Annotated in this window: 14 protein-coding genes; 13 read left to right on the forward strand and 1 reads right to left on the reverse strand. The window is 66.2% G+C overall.

The window, feature by feature from the left end:
- On the forward strand, window positions 1–277 hold a 277-nt coding region (locus JW929_10390; protein ID MBN1439807.1), incomplete at its 5' end, for a tetratricopeptide repeat protein.
- A gap of 149 nt (window positions 278–426) precedes the next feature.
- On the opposite strand, the gene JW929_10395 is transcribed toward JW929_10390, so the two are convergent.
- Entirely contained in the window at window positions 427–579 is a 153-nt protein-coding gene (locus JW929_10395; GenBank protein MBN1439808.1) for a hypothetical protein, read from the reverse strand.
- A gap of 339 nt (window positions 580–918) precedes the next feature.
- Between JW929_10395 and JW929_10400 the strand changes: the two genes are divergently transcribed.
- The 12 genes from JW929_10400 to JW929_10455 all read left to right on the forward strand — a co-directional run bounded on the left by JW929_10400 (window position 919) and on the right by JW929_10455 (window position 15,494).
- Window positions 919–1,962, forward strand: coding sequence for a Gfo/Idh/MocA family oxidoreductase (locus JW929_10400; protein ID MBN1439809.1), 1,044 nt, complete (start codon window positions 919–921; stop codon window positions 1,960–1,962).
- A 7-nt stretch (window positions 1,963–1,969) separates the two neighbouring features.
- Window positions 1,970–3,640 carry a hypothetical protein gene (locus JW929_10405; GenBank protein ID MBN1439810.1) on the forward strand — a complete coding sequence of 557 codons (1,671 nt, stop codon included), beginning with the start codon at window positions 1,970–1,972 and terminating at the stop codon, window positions 3,638–3,640.
- Window positions 3,641–3,674: 34 nt separating this feature from the next.
- A complete protein-coding gene (locus tag JW929_10410) occupies window positions 3,675–4,865 on the forward strand; it encodes a glycosyltransferase family 4 protein (GenBank protein ID MBN1439811.1) in 1,191 nt (396 codons plus the stop codon).
- 160 nt (window positions 4,866–5,025) lie between these two features.
- Entirely contained in the window at window positions 5,026–6,198 is a 1,173-nt protein-coding gene (locus tag JW929_10415) for a glycosyltransferase family 4 protein (protein MBN1439812.1), read from the forward strand.
- Window positions 6,195–7,346, forward strand: a complete 1,152-nt coding sequence (locus tag JW929_10420; GenBank protein ID MBN1439813.1) for a glycosyltransferase — start codon at window positions 6,195–6,197, stop codon at window positions 7,344–7,346. The genes JW929_10415 and JW929_10420 overlap by 4 nt, the downstream gene beginning before the upstream one ends.
- Window positions 7,339–8,475 carry a glycosyltransferase family 4 protein gene (locus tag JW929_10425; GenBank protein MBN1439814.1) on the forward strand — a complete coding sequence of 379 codons (1,137 nt, stop codon included), beginning with the start codon at window positions 7,339–7,341 and terminating at the stop codon, window positions 8,473–8,475. Before JW929_10420 ends, JW929_10425 begins: the two co-directional genes overlap by 8 nt.
- Window positions 8,472–10,385: a hypothetical protein gene (locus tag JW929_10430; protein ID MBN1439815.1), complete on the forward strand. Its 1,914-nt coding sequence runs from the start codon at window positions 8,472–8,474 to the stop codon at window positions 10,383–10,385. The genes JW929_10425 and JW929_10430 overlap by 4 nt, the downstream gene beginning before the upstream one ends.
- Window positions 10,372–10,545: a hypothetical protein gene (locus JW929_10435; protein MBN1439816.1), complete on the forward strand. Its 174-nt coding sequence runs from the start codon at window positions 10,372–10,374 to the stop codon at window positions 10,543–10,545. The genes JW929_10430 and JW929_10435 overlap by 14 nt, the downstream gene beginning before the upstream one ends.
- Window positions 10,546–10,553: 8 nt before the next feature.
- Entirely contained in the window at window positions 10,554–11,717 is a 1,164-nt protein-coding gene (locus JW929_10440; GenBank protein ID MBN1439817.1) for a glycosyltransferase, read from the forward strand.
- Complete coding sequence (locus JW929_10445) at window positions 11,714–12,847, forward strand: glycosyltransferase family 4 protein (GenBank protein MBN1439818.1); 1,134 nt, start codon at window positions 11,714–11,716, stop codon at window positions 12,845–12,847. The genes JW929_10440 and JW929_10445 overlap by 4 nt, the downstream gene beginning before the upstream one ends.
- Window positions 12,844–13,977: a glycosyltransferase gene (locus JW929_10450; protein ID MBN1439819.1), complete on the forward strand. Its 1,134-nt coding sequence runs from the start codon at window positions 12,844–12,846 to the stop codon at window positions 13,975–13,977. The genes JW929_10445 and JW929_10450 overlap by 4 nt, the downstream gene beginning before the upstream one ends.
- Window positions 13,977–15,494 (forward strand): hypothetical protein, encoded by a 1,518-nt coding sequence (locus tag JW929_10455; protein MBN1439820.1) that lies wholly within the window; start codon window positions 13,977–13,979, stop codon window positions 15,492–15,494. Before JW929_10450 ends, JW929_10455 begins: the two co-directional genes overlap by 1 nt.

Raw genomic sequence — 15,494 nt, forward strand, 5'->3', positions numbered from 1 at the left:
AGCGCTGGCGTCCTACCGCGAGTCGCTCGCTATTAGGAAGCGCCTGGCCGAGGCGGATCCGTCGAACGCGGGATGGCAGCGGGACCTTTCATATTGTTTGACGCGATTGGCCGAGCTTTACAAACGGCAAGGCGAGCGTCTAAAAGCGCTTCCGCTTGCGGAAGAGAGCCTATCGATCGACGAACGGTTGTCCGCGCTCGATCCCACGAATGTCCAATGGAGGAAGGACGTGGAGGCAAGCCGGGCGCTGGTCGCCCGTCTTCGCGGCGCCGAATAATCATCCCAAACGGCGCCGTTTCATTTCTTCTCCCCATTCGTTATCGTTCTTTCTCGCCGAAAGGAATGAAACGGATGCCCGTCCATGAGGGCATCCGTTTCTTCATCTGAACGGTGAATTGGTTTACGGGTTGCGTACGCGGAGAACGTTCAACGCCGGATCAGAATCAGCACACCCGCGGCGATGGCGACGACCGCCATCACGATGTCCATCCCGGTGAAGCTGAGATTCAGGATCGAGATCAGTCCGGTCGCGATCAGCCAAACGGCCAGCAGGAACATTCCCAGGTTGCGAGCTCTCATGGTGTCCTCCTCATGCGGTGGATGGGAAAATTATAGCACGGGTGATTTTTTCAGTTGCGGCGATTCCTTTCCGGGAACCAAAAATGAATTGGTGCGTCATTTCAGCCTGAGTTTTTCCGAGGGAAGCGTAATTCCCGCGGGTTGTAACCCCGCGCGTCCGTCCGATGCCCGGACCGCCGGTCAAAGAGCAAAGCCGCAGAGCATGTATTCCTTTTTTTGTGGTTTTTGTGCCTTTTGCGGACAATTATTTTCATTCAAGCGTGGCTGGTATAATTTTCAATCCCGGCGGCGCAAGCCAAAGGAAAATCCGGGGCTTCAAACCCCGAATGCGGAGACCGAATGGAAAAAGCCAAGGCGATTATCGTCGGCAGCGGCGTTGCCGGCGCGGTTCGGCATTTGCCCTTTTTTAAAAGCCACCCCGAGGTCGAGCTCGTCGGAATGTGCGACCCGGACCTGGCGCGGGCGCGCAAAGTCGCGGACGAGAACGGGATTCCCGGCGCCTACGCCTCCCTCGAAGAAGGTCTGCGCGAAACCGGGGCGCGGATCGCCTCGATCTGCACCCCGCCGCAGACCCACAAGGACCTGACGATCTACGCCTTCGAGCACGGGGCGGACGTGCTGTTGGAGAAGCCGTTCGCTGTCACCCTGGCGGAGGCGCGCGAGGTGGTCGCCGCCCAAAAGCGCACCGGCCGTAAGCTTTCGGTGGTGCACCAAAACAAGTTCATGGCGGGCATCCTGCGCATGGCGGAAATCGTGCGGCGCGGCGAAGCGGGCCGGATCCTGCACGTCGGCTTGACCTGGATGACCAACGGGGATCAGGACCGGATGGTCATCGATCCGGACTTCTGGTGCCATAAAATTCCCGGCGGCCGCTGGGCGGAAAGCCTCCCGCACCAGCTCTACATCGCCTACGCGCTGGTGGGGGAGATGAAACTGCTGAGCGTGGCGGCGCGCAAGACCACCGCCAAGTGGCCGTGGATGAGCGCCGACGAAGTGGATGTGGTGCTGGAGAGCAAGGACGGGTACGTCAACATCCGCATGTCGGCCAATCCCGCGGAAACCAAGCGCCGGATCAACGTCCTCCACGGCACCCGGGCGTCTTACATGTTCTCCTACAAGACCGCATTTGCGCTGGCCGAACGGCCCAACGCCAAGATCTCCGCGGATTTGTTCCGCCGCTGGCTGACGGCCCGGATCGCGTTCCGGCCCAAACGGCCTGCGCCGCCCTCCCCGCACGAATACATGATCCATCACTTCATAGACTACGTCCTGAACGACGGAGAAAATCCCACCTCGCCCGAGGAAGCCCTGCACGTCGAGGAGTTGAACGAGCAATTCGGCGAAGCGTTCGAACGCGTCATCCGTAAAACCCCGGCCGGTTGAGGTTCGCGTGCGCGACGAAGGCGGAATCCTGCGGCGGCTGCGCTTCCGCCCGAACCCCGGAACCGACGGGGCGTTCGAGCGGGCGGAGGGCGCCCCCGTACCGGTCCCGCCCCCGGATTGGGACCGCGCGCTCGATCTGTTGCGGCGGATCAATGCCCTCGCCGACGATGCCGGCCGGCGGATTTCCTCGATCCTCACCGAGGACGGCTTCGAACCGTGGTGGTACGGACAGGACCGCCTGCTGCGTTTCTACCTCGTCCCGCTGACTCAGCTGTTGCCCCTGCTCGAAGCCGTCGAAGGCGAAGCTCCCGTCGCCGTGGCCGACGCGCCGCCGGATTTGGCGCGGGTGCTGCAAGCCGTCGGCGGGAGATCCGGTTTCCCCGCCTACCGCGCCGGCGCCGCGCCGGCGGCCGGAAGCCTCCGCGGAAAGGCGGCGCTGCTGGCCCTCTCGCTTTTCTCCCTCGCCGCTTTCCGAGCCGCCTCGCGCGACACGCTGTTCTTCATCATCGACCACGTCAACCCCGGCCTGCGCGAGGATTTCCGGTTCGTTCCGCTGTACCGCGAATTGGAGCGGGCCGGATACCGCTTCGCGGAATACGCCCACACGCTGTCGCCCCACCAGGCGCTGAGGAATTTTTTCCCCCGGCGCAGACCGGTGTTTTTCCTCGAGGCCGCGGATTTCTGGGGTCGGATCGCCGGCGAACGGGCCGCAATTCCCACGGCGGAATTTTCCGGCCGGAGTTCGGACCGCCTGGAAGACCGCGCGCTGCGGGCGCTGATCCCCGTGGCGTTGGACAGTTGCGCGCAATCCGTCGTCCGCCAGCGGATGTTGAAGCGGGCGCTGCGATTCCAGCGCGTCCGCCGGGCGCTGATCTTCGACGACAACCGCCACAACCACGAGCTGGTCGCCGCCTGCCTATCCCTCGGAATTCCCGTCCTTGGGTTCCAGCACGGGGTGTTCAATAAATTCCACGCCGGCCTGATGGCCTACGGCTTCGGCGGGGCCCGCCCGCACGCCTTCGACCGCTACGGGGTGTGGAGCGGATTGTTCCGCGACCGCCTGCTGACCGACACCGCGCTGTACCGGCCGGAGCAGGTCTTCGTCGCCGGACCGCTGCGCCCGCCGGAAGGCATTCCGTCGGATCGGAGCCGGGCGGGACAAAAAACCGCGGCCGAAGGAAAAGTGCGGGTGCTGGTGGTGTCGGAGCCGCTGGCGCGGAAAAGCGAGGTGGCGGTTTTTTTGCAGGTGCTGCAGTCCGATCCGCGGTTTGAATTGTTCTTGAAACTGCGCCCCGGCGAATCCCGGATCGGCCTTCGGGATTATGCGCTGTCCGCCTCGACCGTCCGATTGCTGGAAAGCGGGAGCGTTTACGAAGCCTTCCGGCAGGTCGACGTGGCGGTCGGAACCTACAGCTCCGTGCTCTATGAGGCGCTGTTGGCGGACGTCCCGGCGGTGTGGATGAAGACCACCCGCGCCTACGGACGCGAGTTGGCGGACGACGGATTGGCCGAGGCGGCGGCGCGGCCGGAAGAATTGCCGGACGCTGTCTTGCGAGCGGCGGCGCTCCCGGAGGATGAACGCCGGCGGCGGCGGGAACGCGCTTGGGGGGAAGCGGGCCGCAGCGGCGCCGCATCCCTGGTGCAGACGCTGAAGCAACTGGGCGGACCGCCCGGATGATTTTCGGCCGATCCATCGGCGAGGAAGACGACAAATGCCCGCGGTGACGTCGGTTAAGGGAAACGGCAAACCCCGGATCGCTTATCTGATCCCCTACCTGCGCGGATTCCGCGGCTGGGTGACGTTCGTGGAAGGCGCCATCCGCTCCCTGCAGAATTTCGTCGAACCGGTGTTGATCGTCTCGCAAGGGGACCGGGCGGCGGTCAGGGAAAAATTCCCCCGCCTCGAGCATCACGTCCTCCCGACGGTCCAAGCGGAGGAATGGAGCGGGACCGCGGGCTCGATGCTGCGCCGGATGGTCCCCGCGCTGTGGCGCACCGCAAGGATACCGCCGCTGCGCGTTAAGCTGGTGCATTCGCTGGAGATGTTTCCGGCCGGATGGGCGGGGGATGTTTTGGCGCGCACCCAGAGGGCGCCGCATGCGCTCACCGCTTTTGGAACCTACGCCGTCATTTGGAATACCTGGCCGCTTTTGGACCGCTTCTACCGCGGCGTCCTGCGGCGGGCGGCGGCGGTGTACCCCATCTCGCACGGCACGGAAGCGAAATTGTGGGAAGCCTACCCGGAGGATCTTGCCGGGACCGTCGTGCGGACCGTCCTGTGCGGATCCCGCGCGGCGGAGCAGGTTCCGGCCGGCTTGGCGCGGGACCGGCGGCCGCCCCCCGCGCCGGTCGTCCTCTCCGTGGGCATGGTCAAGCCGCGCAAGGGGTACCATATCAGCCTGAGCGCGTTCGGCCGCCTGCAGAAACGTTTTCCGCAAGCGGCGTACCACATCGTCGGGCGGCCGGACCCGGCCTACCGGGCGCATTTGGACGGCATCGTCCGCCGCGAAAAACTGCACGGCGTCCGGTTCCACGGCACGGTGGATCCCGCCGAGCTGGACCGCCTGTACCGGTCCGCGTCGGTGTTCCTCCTGCTTTCGCAGGAAGTGGACCGGCATTTTGAGGGTTTCGGACTCGTGTTTCTCGAGGCCGGCGCCTACGGACTGCCTTCGGTCGGGTCCCGCAGCGGAGGAATCCCGGACGTCGTAATCGACGGCGATACGGGGTTTGTGGTGGATCCCACGGATGCGGAAGAGGCCGGCCGCGCCTTGATCCGCCTGGCGGAGAATCCCTCGCTTTCCGCGCGGATGGGGATGGCCGGCCGGGAGCGGGCCGAACACCTCAGCTGGGACCGGTACGCGGCGGAACAATGGGACCAGTACCGGCGGCTGTTGGGCGTTTGAAGAATCGGGTTTTCCAATGTCGTTCGGAGGAGCTCCGGAGGGGAGACGAGGAATCGGGGGCGGATTCGGAAAAGCTGAGTTTCCAAAGCCATTCATCGCCGGTTTCCCGCCCTCGCCGGCGGCTCGGGCTCGGAAACACACCGGCGGATAGGAACTTGCGTTGACGGAAAATTCCCGCATCCGGGTTGCATTTGTCATCCCCCTCCTCCGCGGCCGCGGGGGCTGGCCGACGGCGGCCCTCGGCATCCTGCGCTCGCTGGAATCGCGGGTGGAACCGATCCTGGTCGTCGCGCGGGCGGATGGAGAAGCGGCGCGTTCCTTGTTTCCGCGGGCCGAAATCGCCGCCCTGCCGGAAATCCAACCGAACGTGGCCGGATCGCTGCGCACGTGGGCGCACATGCTGCCGACCCTGGCCGCGTTGCGGACTCTCCCGCCGCTGCGAGTCCGGCTGGTTCACTCGCTGGAATTGTTCCCGACTGGTTGGATCGGGGATCGGATCGCCCGGCGCGAATGCGTTCCGCACGCGGTCACAACCTTCGGGACTTACGGCGTGGTCTGGCGCCGCTGGGCGATTCCGAGGCGGATCTGCGACGGGATCATCCGCCGGGCGGCGTGCCTGTGCCCGATGTCCACCGGAACCGCGGAGAGAATGCGCGCGGCCTTCCCCGGCGCGATGGCCGCCGCCAAGGTCCGGGTTGTCCTGCACGGATCGGATTTCGCCGCGCGCATACCCCGCGAAACCGCCGAACGAAAAAAATTTTCCCCCGATCCGACGGTGATCTCGGTCGGGGGAATCAAGCCGCGCAAGGGGTATCATGTCTGCCTGCAGGCCTTCGGCATTCTGCAGCGCCGGTTTCCCGGCGCGCGGTTCCTGTTGGCGGGCGGCGGAGTCGGGAACCGCTACCAGCGGGAGCTGGAAGCTCTCATCCGCCGCGAAGGAATCCGCAACGTCGAGTTCCTCGGTCCGCTGACCTGGGAACAGCTGGATCCGCATTACCGCGCGGCGGACATGCTGGCGATGACCTCGCAGGACGAGGGCGACCATTTTGAGGGCTTCGTGTTCGTGTTCCTCGAGGCCGGCGCGTACGGCCTGCCGGTCGTCGGCACCCGCAGCGGCGGAATTCCGGACGCGGTGGTGGACGGCGAGACGGGGTACCTCCTGCCGGCGGACGACGTGGAGGGGGTCGCCCGGGCGATGATTGCGCTTGCGGAGAATCCGGAGCTCTCGCGTAAAATGGGATTGGCCGGACGCGCCCGGGCCGAAACCCTGACCTGGGAGCGTTATGCCGCCGAGCAGTTCGAAATCTACCGGTCGATGCAGGGGAGCGCATGAGGATCGCTTACCTGAGTTCCGCGGACGTGCCTTCGCCCTCGGCCAACAGCCTGCAGGTGATGAAGATGTGCCAGGCTTTCGTCCGGGAAGGCCACGAGGTGCATCTGATTCTCCCGCCGGCGGAAAGGGGATCCGCCGAATCCGGCGGCGGCCCGCTTTCCGATCGGGAGGCGGCTCAGTATGGGTTGACCGTCCGCTTTCCCGTCCGCCGGGTGAGATTGCTGCCGCTCCTGGGGCGCCGCGGGCTGGCCTGGGCCGAAGCGGACGAGGCCGCGCGGATCGTCCCCAACCTGGTATACACCCGCGGGATCGACATCGCCTGGGCGGTCGCCCAGCACGGCTTTCCCGTGATGCTCGAAGTGCATCACGAGCCGACCGGACGGCTCGGACCGCTTTACTTCCGCCAAATTCTGGGCAGGCGCAACCTGCGCCTGGCGGTGATCAGCCGGGCGCTGGAGGAGAATCTTCGCCGGGCGTATCCCGCCCTGTGCAGCCGGGAGATGCTCGTCGCGCCCGACGCCGTCGATGGCGAACAGTACCGCAATCCGCCGGCACCGGCACGGGCGCGCGCGCGGTTGAAACTTCCGGCCGCACGTTTCACGGCCGGGTATTTCGGCAGTCTGGTGGCCGGGCGCGGCGTGGAGTTGATCTGCGAGATGGCGCGGCGCTCCCCGACCGCGCAATTCTTGATCCTGGGCGGGCATCCGCAGGAGGTGGCGGACTGGAAGGTGCGCGCGGCCGGAGTAAACAACGTGCGCTGGCTGGGCCACGTTCCGAACGCCGAAATCCCGCTGTACCAGGCGGCCTGCGACGTACTGCTGATGCCCTACCAGCGGGAAGTGACTGTCCGCGGCCGGGGCGACACCGCCGCGATCATGAGCCCGATGAAGTTGTACGAATACATGGCGGCCGGCCGGGCGATTCTCTCCAGCGACCTGCCCGCCCTGCGGGTGATGCTGAACGAGAACAACAGCCTGTTGCTGCCGCCGGAAGACCCGGCGGCCTGGGCGGAGGCTCTGGCAAAAATCCGCCAGAATCCGAACCGCCGGAAGCGAATCGCGGCCCGCGCCCGGGCGGACGTGCGCGAATGCACCTGGCGGAACCGCGTAAAACGGATCCTGGAATTCATCGCCGCCAACCATGGATAAACTGGTGTATATCGCCCGTTCCCGGATTCCCTCCAACCGGGCCAACTGCGTGCAGACCTTGAAGATGTGTTCCGGATTCGCGGCCCATCTGCCGGTGGAGCTGATCGCCCCCTACTACCCGGAGGATGCGCGCCGGAAGGAAACCCTGGCCGAGCGGTTCGCCCTGCCGCGCCCGTTCGACGTGACCTGGGTCCGCTTCCCGCATTGGGGGAATCGCTTCGCGGTGCGCGGATACGCACTGGCGGCGGCCTGGCATGCGCGCCGGCGCCGCGCCGGGCTGGCCTATTCGCGCGAGCCGTGGTCCGCTTATCATTTGGCGCGCGCCGGAGTCGGGGTGGGATTCGAAGCCCACCATCTCGAGGAGGACCGGCGCTATCCGGTTTGGAAAAAGCTGGTTGCGGATCCCGCCTTGTCGCCCGCCCTGCGCGGCATCTTCTGCATTTCCAAATCCCTGATCGAGGACTACGCCGCCGCCGGCGCGCGCCGCAATCTGCTGCATTGGGCGCCGGACGGCGTGGACCTCCAGCGGTTCGAGCCTTCCATCGGACGCGCGGAAGCCCGCCAAAAATTGGGGCTTCCCGCCGCGGCGAAGATCATCTGCCACGCGGGGCACCTTTATCCGGGGCGCGGGGCCGAGGAGGCCGTCGAGGCGGTGGGTGCGATCCCGGAATCCGTGCTCCTGATGGCGGGGGGGAATCCCGGGGATATCGAACGAGTCCGCGCCTTTTCCGACGGGCGCGGAATGGCCGAACGGGTGCGCTTCGCGGGCACGGTGCCGAACGGGAAAATCCCGCTCTACCTGTGGGCGGCGGACGTCCTAATCATGCCTTACACCTCGCGCACTGAGACGGTGGGCGCCATGTCTCCGCTGAAGATGTTCGAATACATGGCGGCCGGCCGGCCGATCGTGGCCACCGATTTTCCGGCCGTGCGCGAGGTGCTGCGCGACGGGGAGAACGCGCTGCTGGTTTCTCCCGACAGCGCGGAATCCCTGGCGCGGGGAATCCGGCGCTCGCTCGAAGATCCGGCGCTCGCGGAATCCATCTCCCGCCGGGCGCGGGAGGATGTCCGCGCCTTCACTTGGGAACTCCGGGCGGAGCGAATCCTGGAAATTCTGGAGAAGCCATGACGGGTGCGTTGGGTACCGATGCGGCGACATGGGCCGGGATCGCCTTTCTGTCGCTCCTTTCCGGGGCGATCTTCCTAGCGTGGTTCTTTTGCTTTTCGGGCAGGTCGACCGGCTTGGTATACGCCCTGGTCGCGGCGCAGGCGGCGTTTATCGGACAGGTGCTCGGTTGCATGCTGGTGTTGGGGTGGCTCGGCATCCTCCGACCGATTCCGCTGGCCGCGGTAAACGCGCTCGTCACGGCCGGAATCTGCCTGCTGGGCGTGCGTCCGCGCTGGCAGGCCGTGCGGGAACAGAACCGGACCCACCTTTCCCGGCTGCGGAAGGTCCGGATTCCCGTCTGGGTCGCCTTGCTCGGCGCATTGATGCTGGTCGTGATCGCCCGCAACGTTTTCTGGGGCTGGTTCCTGCCTCCGTACATGCGCGACGATGTCGCCTACCATCTTTCGATCATGGGCAACATTCTGCAAAGCGGCGCGATCCGTTTCTTCCCCAGCCCGGCGGAGCGCATCAGCTACTTCCCGATCAATTCGGAATTGTTCCAGGGTTGGCAGGTCATCTTTTTGGGATCGGACAAGCTGGCCGACCTGGCGTTTCTGCCCACCATTCTGGCCGGAGGCCTTGCGCTGTACGGGCTCTGCCGGCGATTCGGATTTTCGCGGCGGGCTTCGGTCGCGGGGTGGGCGGTGTTCGCCTTCACGCCGCTGGTCTTTCTCCAGCAGGTCGGATCGTACAACGACGCCTGGATGGCGGCTGTGTTCCTGTGCGGGGTTTACCTGGCGCTGGCGCCGGTTCCTCCGGGCGACGCGGCGGGAACCGGCAGGACGGCGGTCCTGGCGGGAATTTGCGCCGGCGTCATACTGGGGACGAAATTTTCGGGCGTCCTCAGCAGCCTGGCGGTCTTGGCGCTCATGGTGCATGGATTGATCCGCCTTCCGCGGTTCGCAGAGGATGGCGGACGCATAACGCCGATTCGAAGGCGGGCCGGTCCGTTGCTGATGTCGGCGGCGGTTTTCGGGTTGTGCGCGGCCGCCTACGGCGGCTGGCCGCTCCTTCGCAATGCGGTTTACGCGGGCAATCCGCTCGCCCCGGTGGAAGTCAAGATCGGATCGCAGGTGATCTGGCCGGGGAAGGCGGAAGATGCTTTCCTGGCGATCGGTTCCGAAGACCTCATCCGGGATACGGAGAATAGCTGGGACCTCGCTTATCAAATCTGGTTCGAACGCTCCCGGATGATCTTCGATTGGAACAACGGGGGAACAGGGCCGATCTGGTTGTTCCTCGGCCTGCCCGGCGCGGCCCTCTGGCTGTGGGCGGCGCTGCGCAGACGCGACGGCGCCGCCTTGCTCGTCGGAATCCTGTGCCTCGGGATCCTGATCTTCACCCCGGCGCAGTGGCGGCCGCGCTACGTGCTGCCGCTGATGCTGTTGTGCGGACTGGGAGGGGCGCTGCTGTACGAATCCCTGGGGGCCTGGCCGCGGCGAATTCTATCCGGGATGCTGGCCCTGGCGGCGGCGTTCGTCGTCGCGGCCGCGCTGCGGCCGGCGCCGCTCGAGCCCGACAAGGCGGCCACGCTGGTTTTCCTCAGCGACGACGCGGCGCGCAGCGCGGCCGGCGCGCATCCAAACAACGAATTGTATGGGTGGGTGGATGCGCGCACGTCCGGAGCGCCCGCCGTGATCGCCTACGGCCGATGGGTGGACGCCTATCCGCTCTTCGGTTCGGACCTGCGCAACACCGTGCTTTCTTTCCTCGCCGACGATGCGGAAGAATGGGATCGGCTTCTCAGAGAAAACGATGTGGATCTTGCGGTGGTCGCCAGCGGCTCGTCGGAAGAGGAGTGGATGAAGTCCGCCGGGGAGTACAGGGAGGTTTTCCGGTATGAAACCTGGATCGTTTATGCGCGGCAATAAGGTGAGCGGATTCCGGCTCGGGCGGATTGCCGGCTGGATCTTCCTGGCGGCCGTCGGCGCCCTTGCGGCCCTGTATTTTCTCGATCCGACGCGCCGCGCCGCACTAACCGGGACCGCCGGATGGTTCCTGCGGGCGCTCCGATTCCTGCTCGGAAAGTGAGCCAGCGGATGCCGAAGGAGGCCGAGCCCCGGCCGCAAAAGATCCTGTTCCTGATTCCCACCCTGGCTTCGGGCGGAACCGAACGCCAGGCGGCCGAGCTCGTTCGGCGCCTGGACCGCGAGCGATTCGAGCCGCTGGTGGCGGTTATGTACGGATTGGACCGCGTTCCGGCGGAAATTTCCGTCGGCGGCGCGCGGCTCCTCAGCCTGCGCAAACCGCTCGGCAAGCTGGGAAATCTGGTGGCGCTGTTCCGTTTGTGGCGGCTGATCCTGTGCGAACGCCCGGCCGTGGTGCAGTCCTTCCTGCGGCATGCGGATCTTTACGCCCGGATCGCCGGCGGCCTGGCCCTCCAGCGCCGGATCGTCACCTCCCTGCGCACGCGGATCGGCGGGTTTTGGAGCAAGCCCTGGCAGTGGACCGAGCGGATCCTGTGGAGGTTGAGCGCGCGGATCGTCTCCAATTCGGTGGCGGCGGCCCGCGAGGCGGAATCCCTGCTCGGCATCCCCGCGTCGCGGCTGGCCGTCATTCCCAACGGGGTCGACCTGGAGCGTTTTCATCCCGGGTTGGATTGGCGCGCGCCGCGCGCGGCGTTCGGGCTCTCGCCTTCGGACTTGGTCTTCGGCATGGTCGCCCGCTACTCGCCGGTGAAGGATCACGCCACCCTGCTCACCGCCGTGGCGCAGATGCGCAACTCCGGCTACTGGCCGGAATACGCACGGCTGTTCCTGGTCGGCGGAACCACCTTCGCCGATTCCCGCCGCGGCGTGGAGGATCGGATTCGGGAACTCGGTCTGGAATCCGTCGTCCTGCCGATGGGAGTGCTCGCCGACGTGGAACGCGCCTACGCCGCGCTGGATTGGCTGATCCTGCCATCGCGTTTTGAAGGCTTCCCCAATTCGGTCCTCGAGGCGATGGCGTGCGGGAAGCCGGCGATCGTCTCCGACGCCGCGAATGCGGAGGGAATCGTGGCCGAGGGGGAGACCGGATGGGAATTCCCGGCCGGCGACGCGCTGGCGCTGGCCGCCTGCCTGCGCCGGGCGATCGGCACTCCGCCGGAGCAGCGGGTGGCGATGGGGCGGGCGGCGCGCACCTTCGTCGAAGGCCGGTACTCCACGCGCCTGATGGTCCGAAAATTCGAATCGCTGTACGAAGAGCTGGCCGAACGCCGATGAGCGGGCGGATTCGGGTCGCCTTCGTGCACGATGCGTATCCGGAGTACCGCCGGCCGCTCTTCGCCCGCCTGGCGGAGCACTGCGATCTGCGCTGCTTCTTCATCAATCAGGATCCCGCCGAGCTTCCGCCGCGCTCCGTCTCGGTCCGCGGATACCGCATCCCGCAGATGTCGGACCTCGTCGTTGCGCCCTCGCTCGGCGGGCGGATTCTCGCTGAGCACCGGCGCGAACCGTTCGATGTCGTCCTGTGCCCGGAGCCGTCGTATTCCTCGGCGATCGCGGCGGGCGGCGCCGCGCGGCGGATGCGGATTCCGTACGTCGTGTTCAGCGGCGAATGGTATACGGCGCGCCATCCGCGGAGGATCCTGACGCATTGTCTGGAACGCTCGCTGGTCCGCGGCGCGGCCTTCTGCCTGGCGTACGGCACCCGCGCTTGGCGGCGCTTGGCCGGGATGGGAGTCGATCCCGAACGCATCCTGATCACCGGAAACGCCAGCCCGTACCAATTTACGCAGGCCTCCGCGGCGGAGGTCCGCCAAATCCGCCGGCGGTGGCAGATCGGCCCGGTCCCGGTCCTCCTGTTCCTGGGCCGCTTGCTTGCCTTCAAGGCGCCGGAGATCCTGGTAGACGCGTTCGCCATCCTGCGCAAAGAATGCCCGTCGTTCCTTGTAATCGCCGGCGACGGACCGCAATTGGGTGCCCTCCACCGGCGGGTGTTGCGGCACGGATTGAAGGACGTTCTGTTTACCGGGGCCGAGGTCCGCGGAGACGCGGAGAAGAATCTGCTGTACTCGCTGGCCGACGTGTTTGTTCTGCCCTCGCGCAAGGGGCGGATCGCGGAACCGTGGGGGTTGGTGTTGAACGAGGCGGCTTCGGCGGGGCTTCCGATCGTGACCACCGACGGTGTGGGCGCGGTGGGGGACCTGATCCGCGACGGGGAGACCGGCCGCGTGGCGGCGCAGGGGGACGCGCGGGCGCTGGCCGGAGCGGTGGTGGAATTCCTACGCTCGCCCGAAACCGCGCGCGCCTGCGGCGTGCGGGCCCGCGCCCGGACCGCACAATTCACAATCGAACGCATGGCCGGCGCATTTGTGAGCGCCTTTGAACGGGCGGCCGGAGGCGGGCGGTGAGCAAACCGCGGGTGGCGATGGTGTCGCTGTCCCCGCTGGCGACCGGCGGGATCGAGACTCACCTGTTGCAGATCTTCCACGGCCTCGGCCGGGAATTCGATTTCCGCGTAATCGGAACCGTCGCGGAGCCGTTTCCGACGCTGGCCGGAGGTGCGGGGGTGAAATGCGTCCCGCTTCCGGCCGCCGGGAAGCTCGACCCGAGAGGGCTGTTGCGGTTGTGGAAGGAATTCCATGCGCAGAAGATCGACCTGGTACACACCCACGACACCCGCGGCGGATGGCTGGGCCGCCTGGCGGCCCGCTTGGCGGGAATCCCGGCCATTCATACGGTGCATACCCCGTCCTTTTTCCTTCCCCCAAACCCCCTGGCGGTTTTCGCTTACCGCCAGGCGGAGCGCGTGCTCAACAACCGCTTCAGCGACGAGGTCATCTTTGTTTCGAAAACGATCCGCAAGATGTATTTGGACGGGCGGCTGGCGGCGGCCGAAAAATCCAGCCACGTGGCGAACGGCCTGGAGGCGGAATGGTTTTCCTCCGCCCAGCATATCCTGCGTCCGGGCGCGGAGATCCGCTATTTGTACGTCGGCCGAATGGCGCGCGAAAAGGGGATGGAAAACTTGGCGGCCGCCTTCGGGACCGTCGCAAAGAAAGTCCGCGGCGCGCGGCTGCTGATCGCGGGGGAAGGGCCGAAGCGGGCGGACCTGGTCCGGGCTGCCGAAAGCGGCGGGTGGAGGGCGAATCTGGAACTGCTCGGATTGCTCCTGCGCGCGAAAGCCCGCGAAGCGATGCGCGCCGCCGACGTTTTTGTGCTGCCCTCGGATTTCGAAAGCTTCTCCTACACCTTGCTCGAGGCCATGGCCAGCGGATTGCCGTGCATCGCCGCCGATGTGGGCGGCAACCGGGATCTGGTTGAGCCGGAACGAACCGGCCTGTTGGTGCCCCGCGGCGATCCGTACCGCCTGGCGGAAGCCATGATCCGTTTGTCTGATAATCCGGAAATGCGGATTGCGATGGGGCGGGAAGGCGCGTTGCGGGCGCAGGAGTATACTTTGGAACGGATGATCGACGGAACGCGTTCGGTCTATCGAGCGGTGTTGGATCGGCGTTCCACCGGAGGAACCTCCACCTGATGACCATGGCCGGATTCCGACCGCCGTTTTTCCTGGTCCTCTCCCTTTTCCTCGCTGGGGCGGGGGCTCTGGCGGTGGCCTGCTTCGGCTGGGAGGGCTTCGGGGCGCCGCTCCTGGCCTTGCTCGCGGCCGGCGGGGCGGCCTTCGGCCTGGCGCTATTGGATTCGCCGGCCGAGGAGCGGCGCTTTGTGGCGCGGTTGTTCCTCGCGGCGCTCGGCGTCCGCCTGCTGGCGGCCGTCCTTTTCCGGATCGCCGTCGGCGGCGACGAATCCTACCTCTACTCGGATTCCAACAGCTACGACCGGGTGGCGTGGGTGCTGGCGCAGGCTTGGCGCTCTCCCGCCGCAGTCGGCGGGGTCGGTCCGGTCGATTTCATCCTGGACGACATGTATCCGCGATTGCTCGCCGGATTGTATTTCCTCCTCGGACGTGCCCAGCTCGCGGCGGTGGTCCTCAACACCGTGTTCGGCGCTTCGTCGGTCTATTTGGTATACCGCATCGGCATCCTGCTGCTGGATCCGGTGACGGCCCGCTGGGCCGGATGGCTGACGGCCTTCTACACCGGGTTTTGGCTGTGGGAAATGATGACGATGAAGGATGCGCTGTTCCTGTTTCTCATCCTGCTGTTCTTCCTGGGGCTCTACCGGGTATGGTCCGTCTTCACCCTCCCCGGCCGGTTCGGCCGGCGGATATTATCCTCAGCGGCATGGATCGCAGTGCTGGGGCTGATCTTCCTGGCCGCCGGGGAGCTGCGGGATTACATGCCGCCCATTTTGGCTTGCTCTGCCCTGCTTCTGCCGGTCCTTTTCTTTTTGCGGGGCGGCGGACCTTGGCGATGGGGGTTGGCTGTCGGATCGGCGGCCGCCGCCGTGCTCATCTTCGGACCCTGGATCTCATCCCGCAGCCTTCCGGGGGTGGCGCTGGGATCCGATTCGCTCCTCGGGCAAGCAACCGAGGTGCCCGACACGCGCACCGTAGGTGTTTTTCTGGATTGGATCATCGGCCATCCGTCCGGATTCGCGAGGTACATGTTCTTGGCGGCCGTTTCCACCGGGCTGGCCCCCTACGCCTGGCTGGTGCCGGGGTCGCTGCCCGAGGTTTCCCGGTTTGAAAACTACATGATCGCTTATCCTGGAATGTGGATGTGGTACGTTCTGATTCCGTTCGCGCTGTTCGGATTGGTGCAAACCGTGCGCCGCACCAAGGGGGAGATCGGACCGGTTGTGTTCTACGCGGCGGCCGTCTTCCTCATGGTTTCGGTCTTCATTCCGCGGGAACACCGCCACAGGGATATGATGATGCCCGTGGCGCTGCTCTTGGCGGCGTCCGGGCTGGTGCACGGCCGGAAATGGTGGGCGCTCGGCCTCGCCGTGTGGATTCCTTTGGTGGGCTTCATCGCTTGGAAGCTGAACAGCGCCGTTCCCATCCTGCTGGCCGCGGGCGCGGCGGCGGCCGGAGTGCTTTTCTGGCACGTCCGGATCCGGCGGCGGGAATCCCGGCTGATGAGGATCCAATAG

The organism is Anaerolineales bacterium, assembly GCA_016928575.1.
Classification (GTDB): Bacteria; Chloroflexota; Anaerolineae; order Anaerolineales; family RBG-16-64-43; genus JAFGKK01.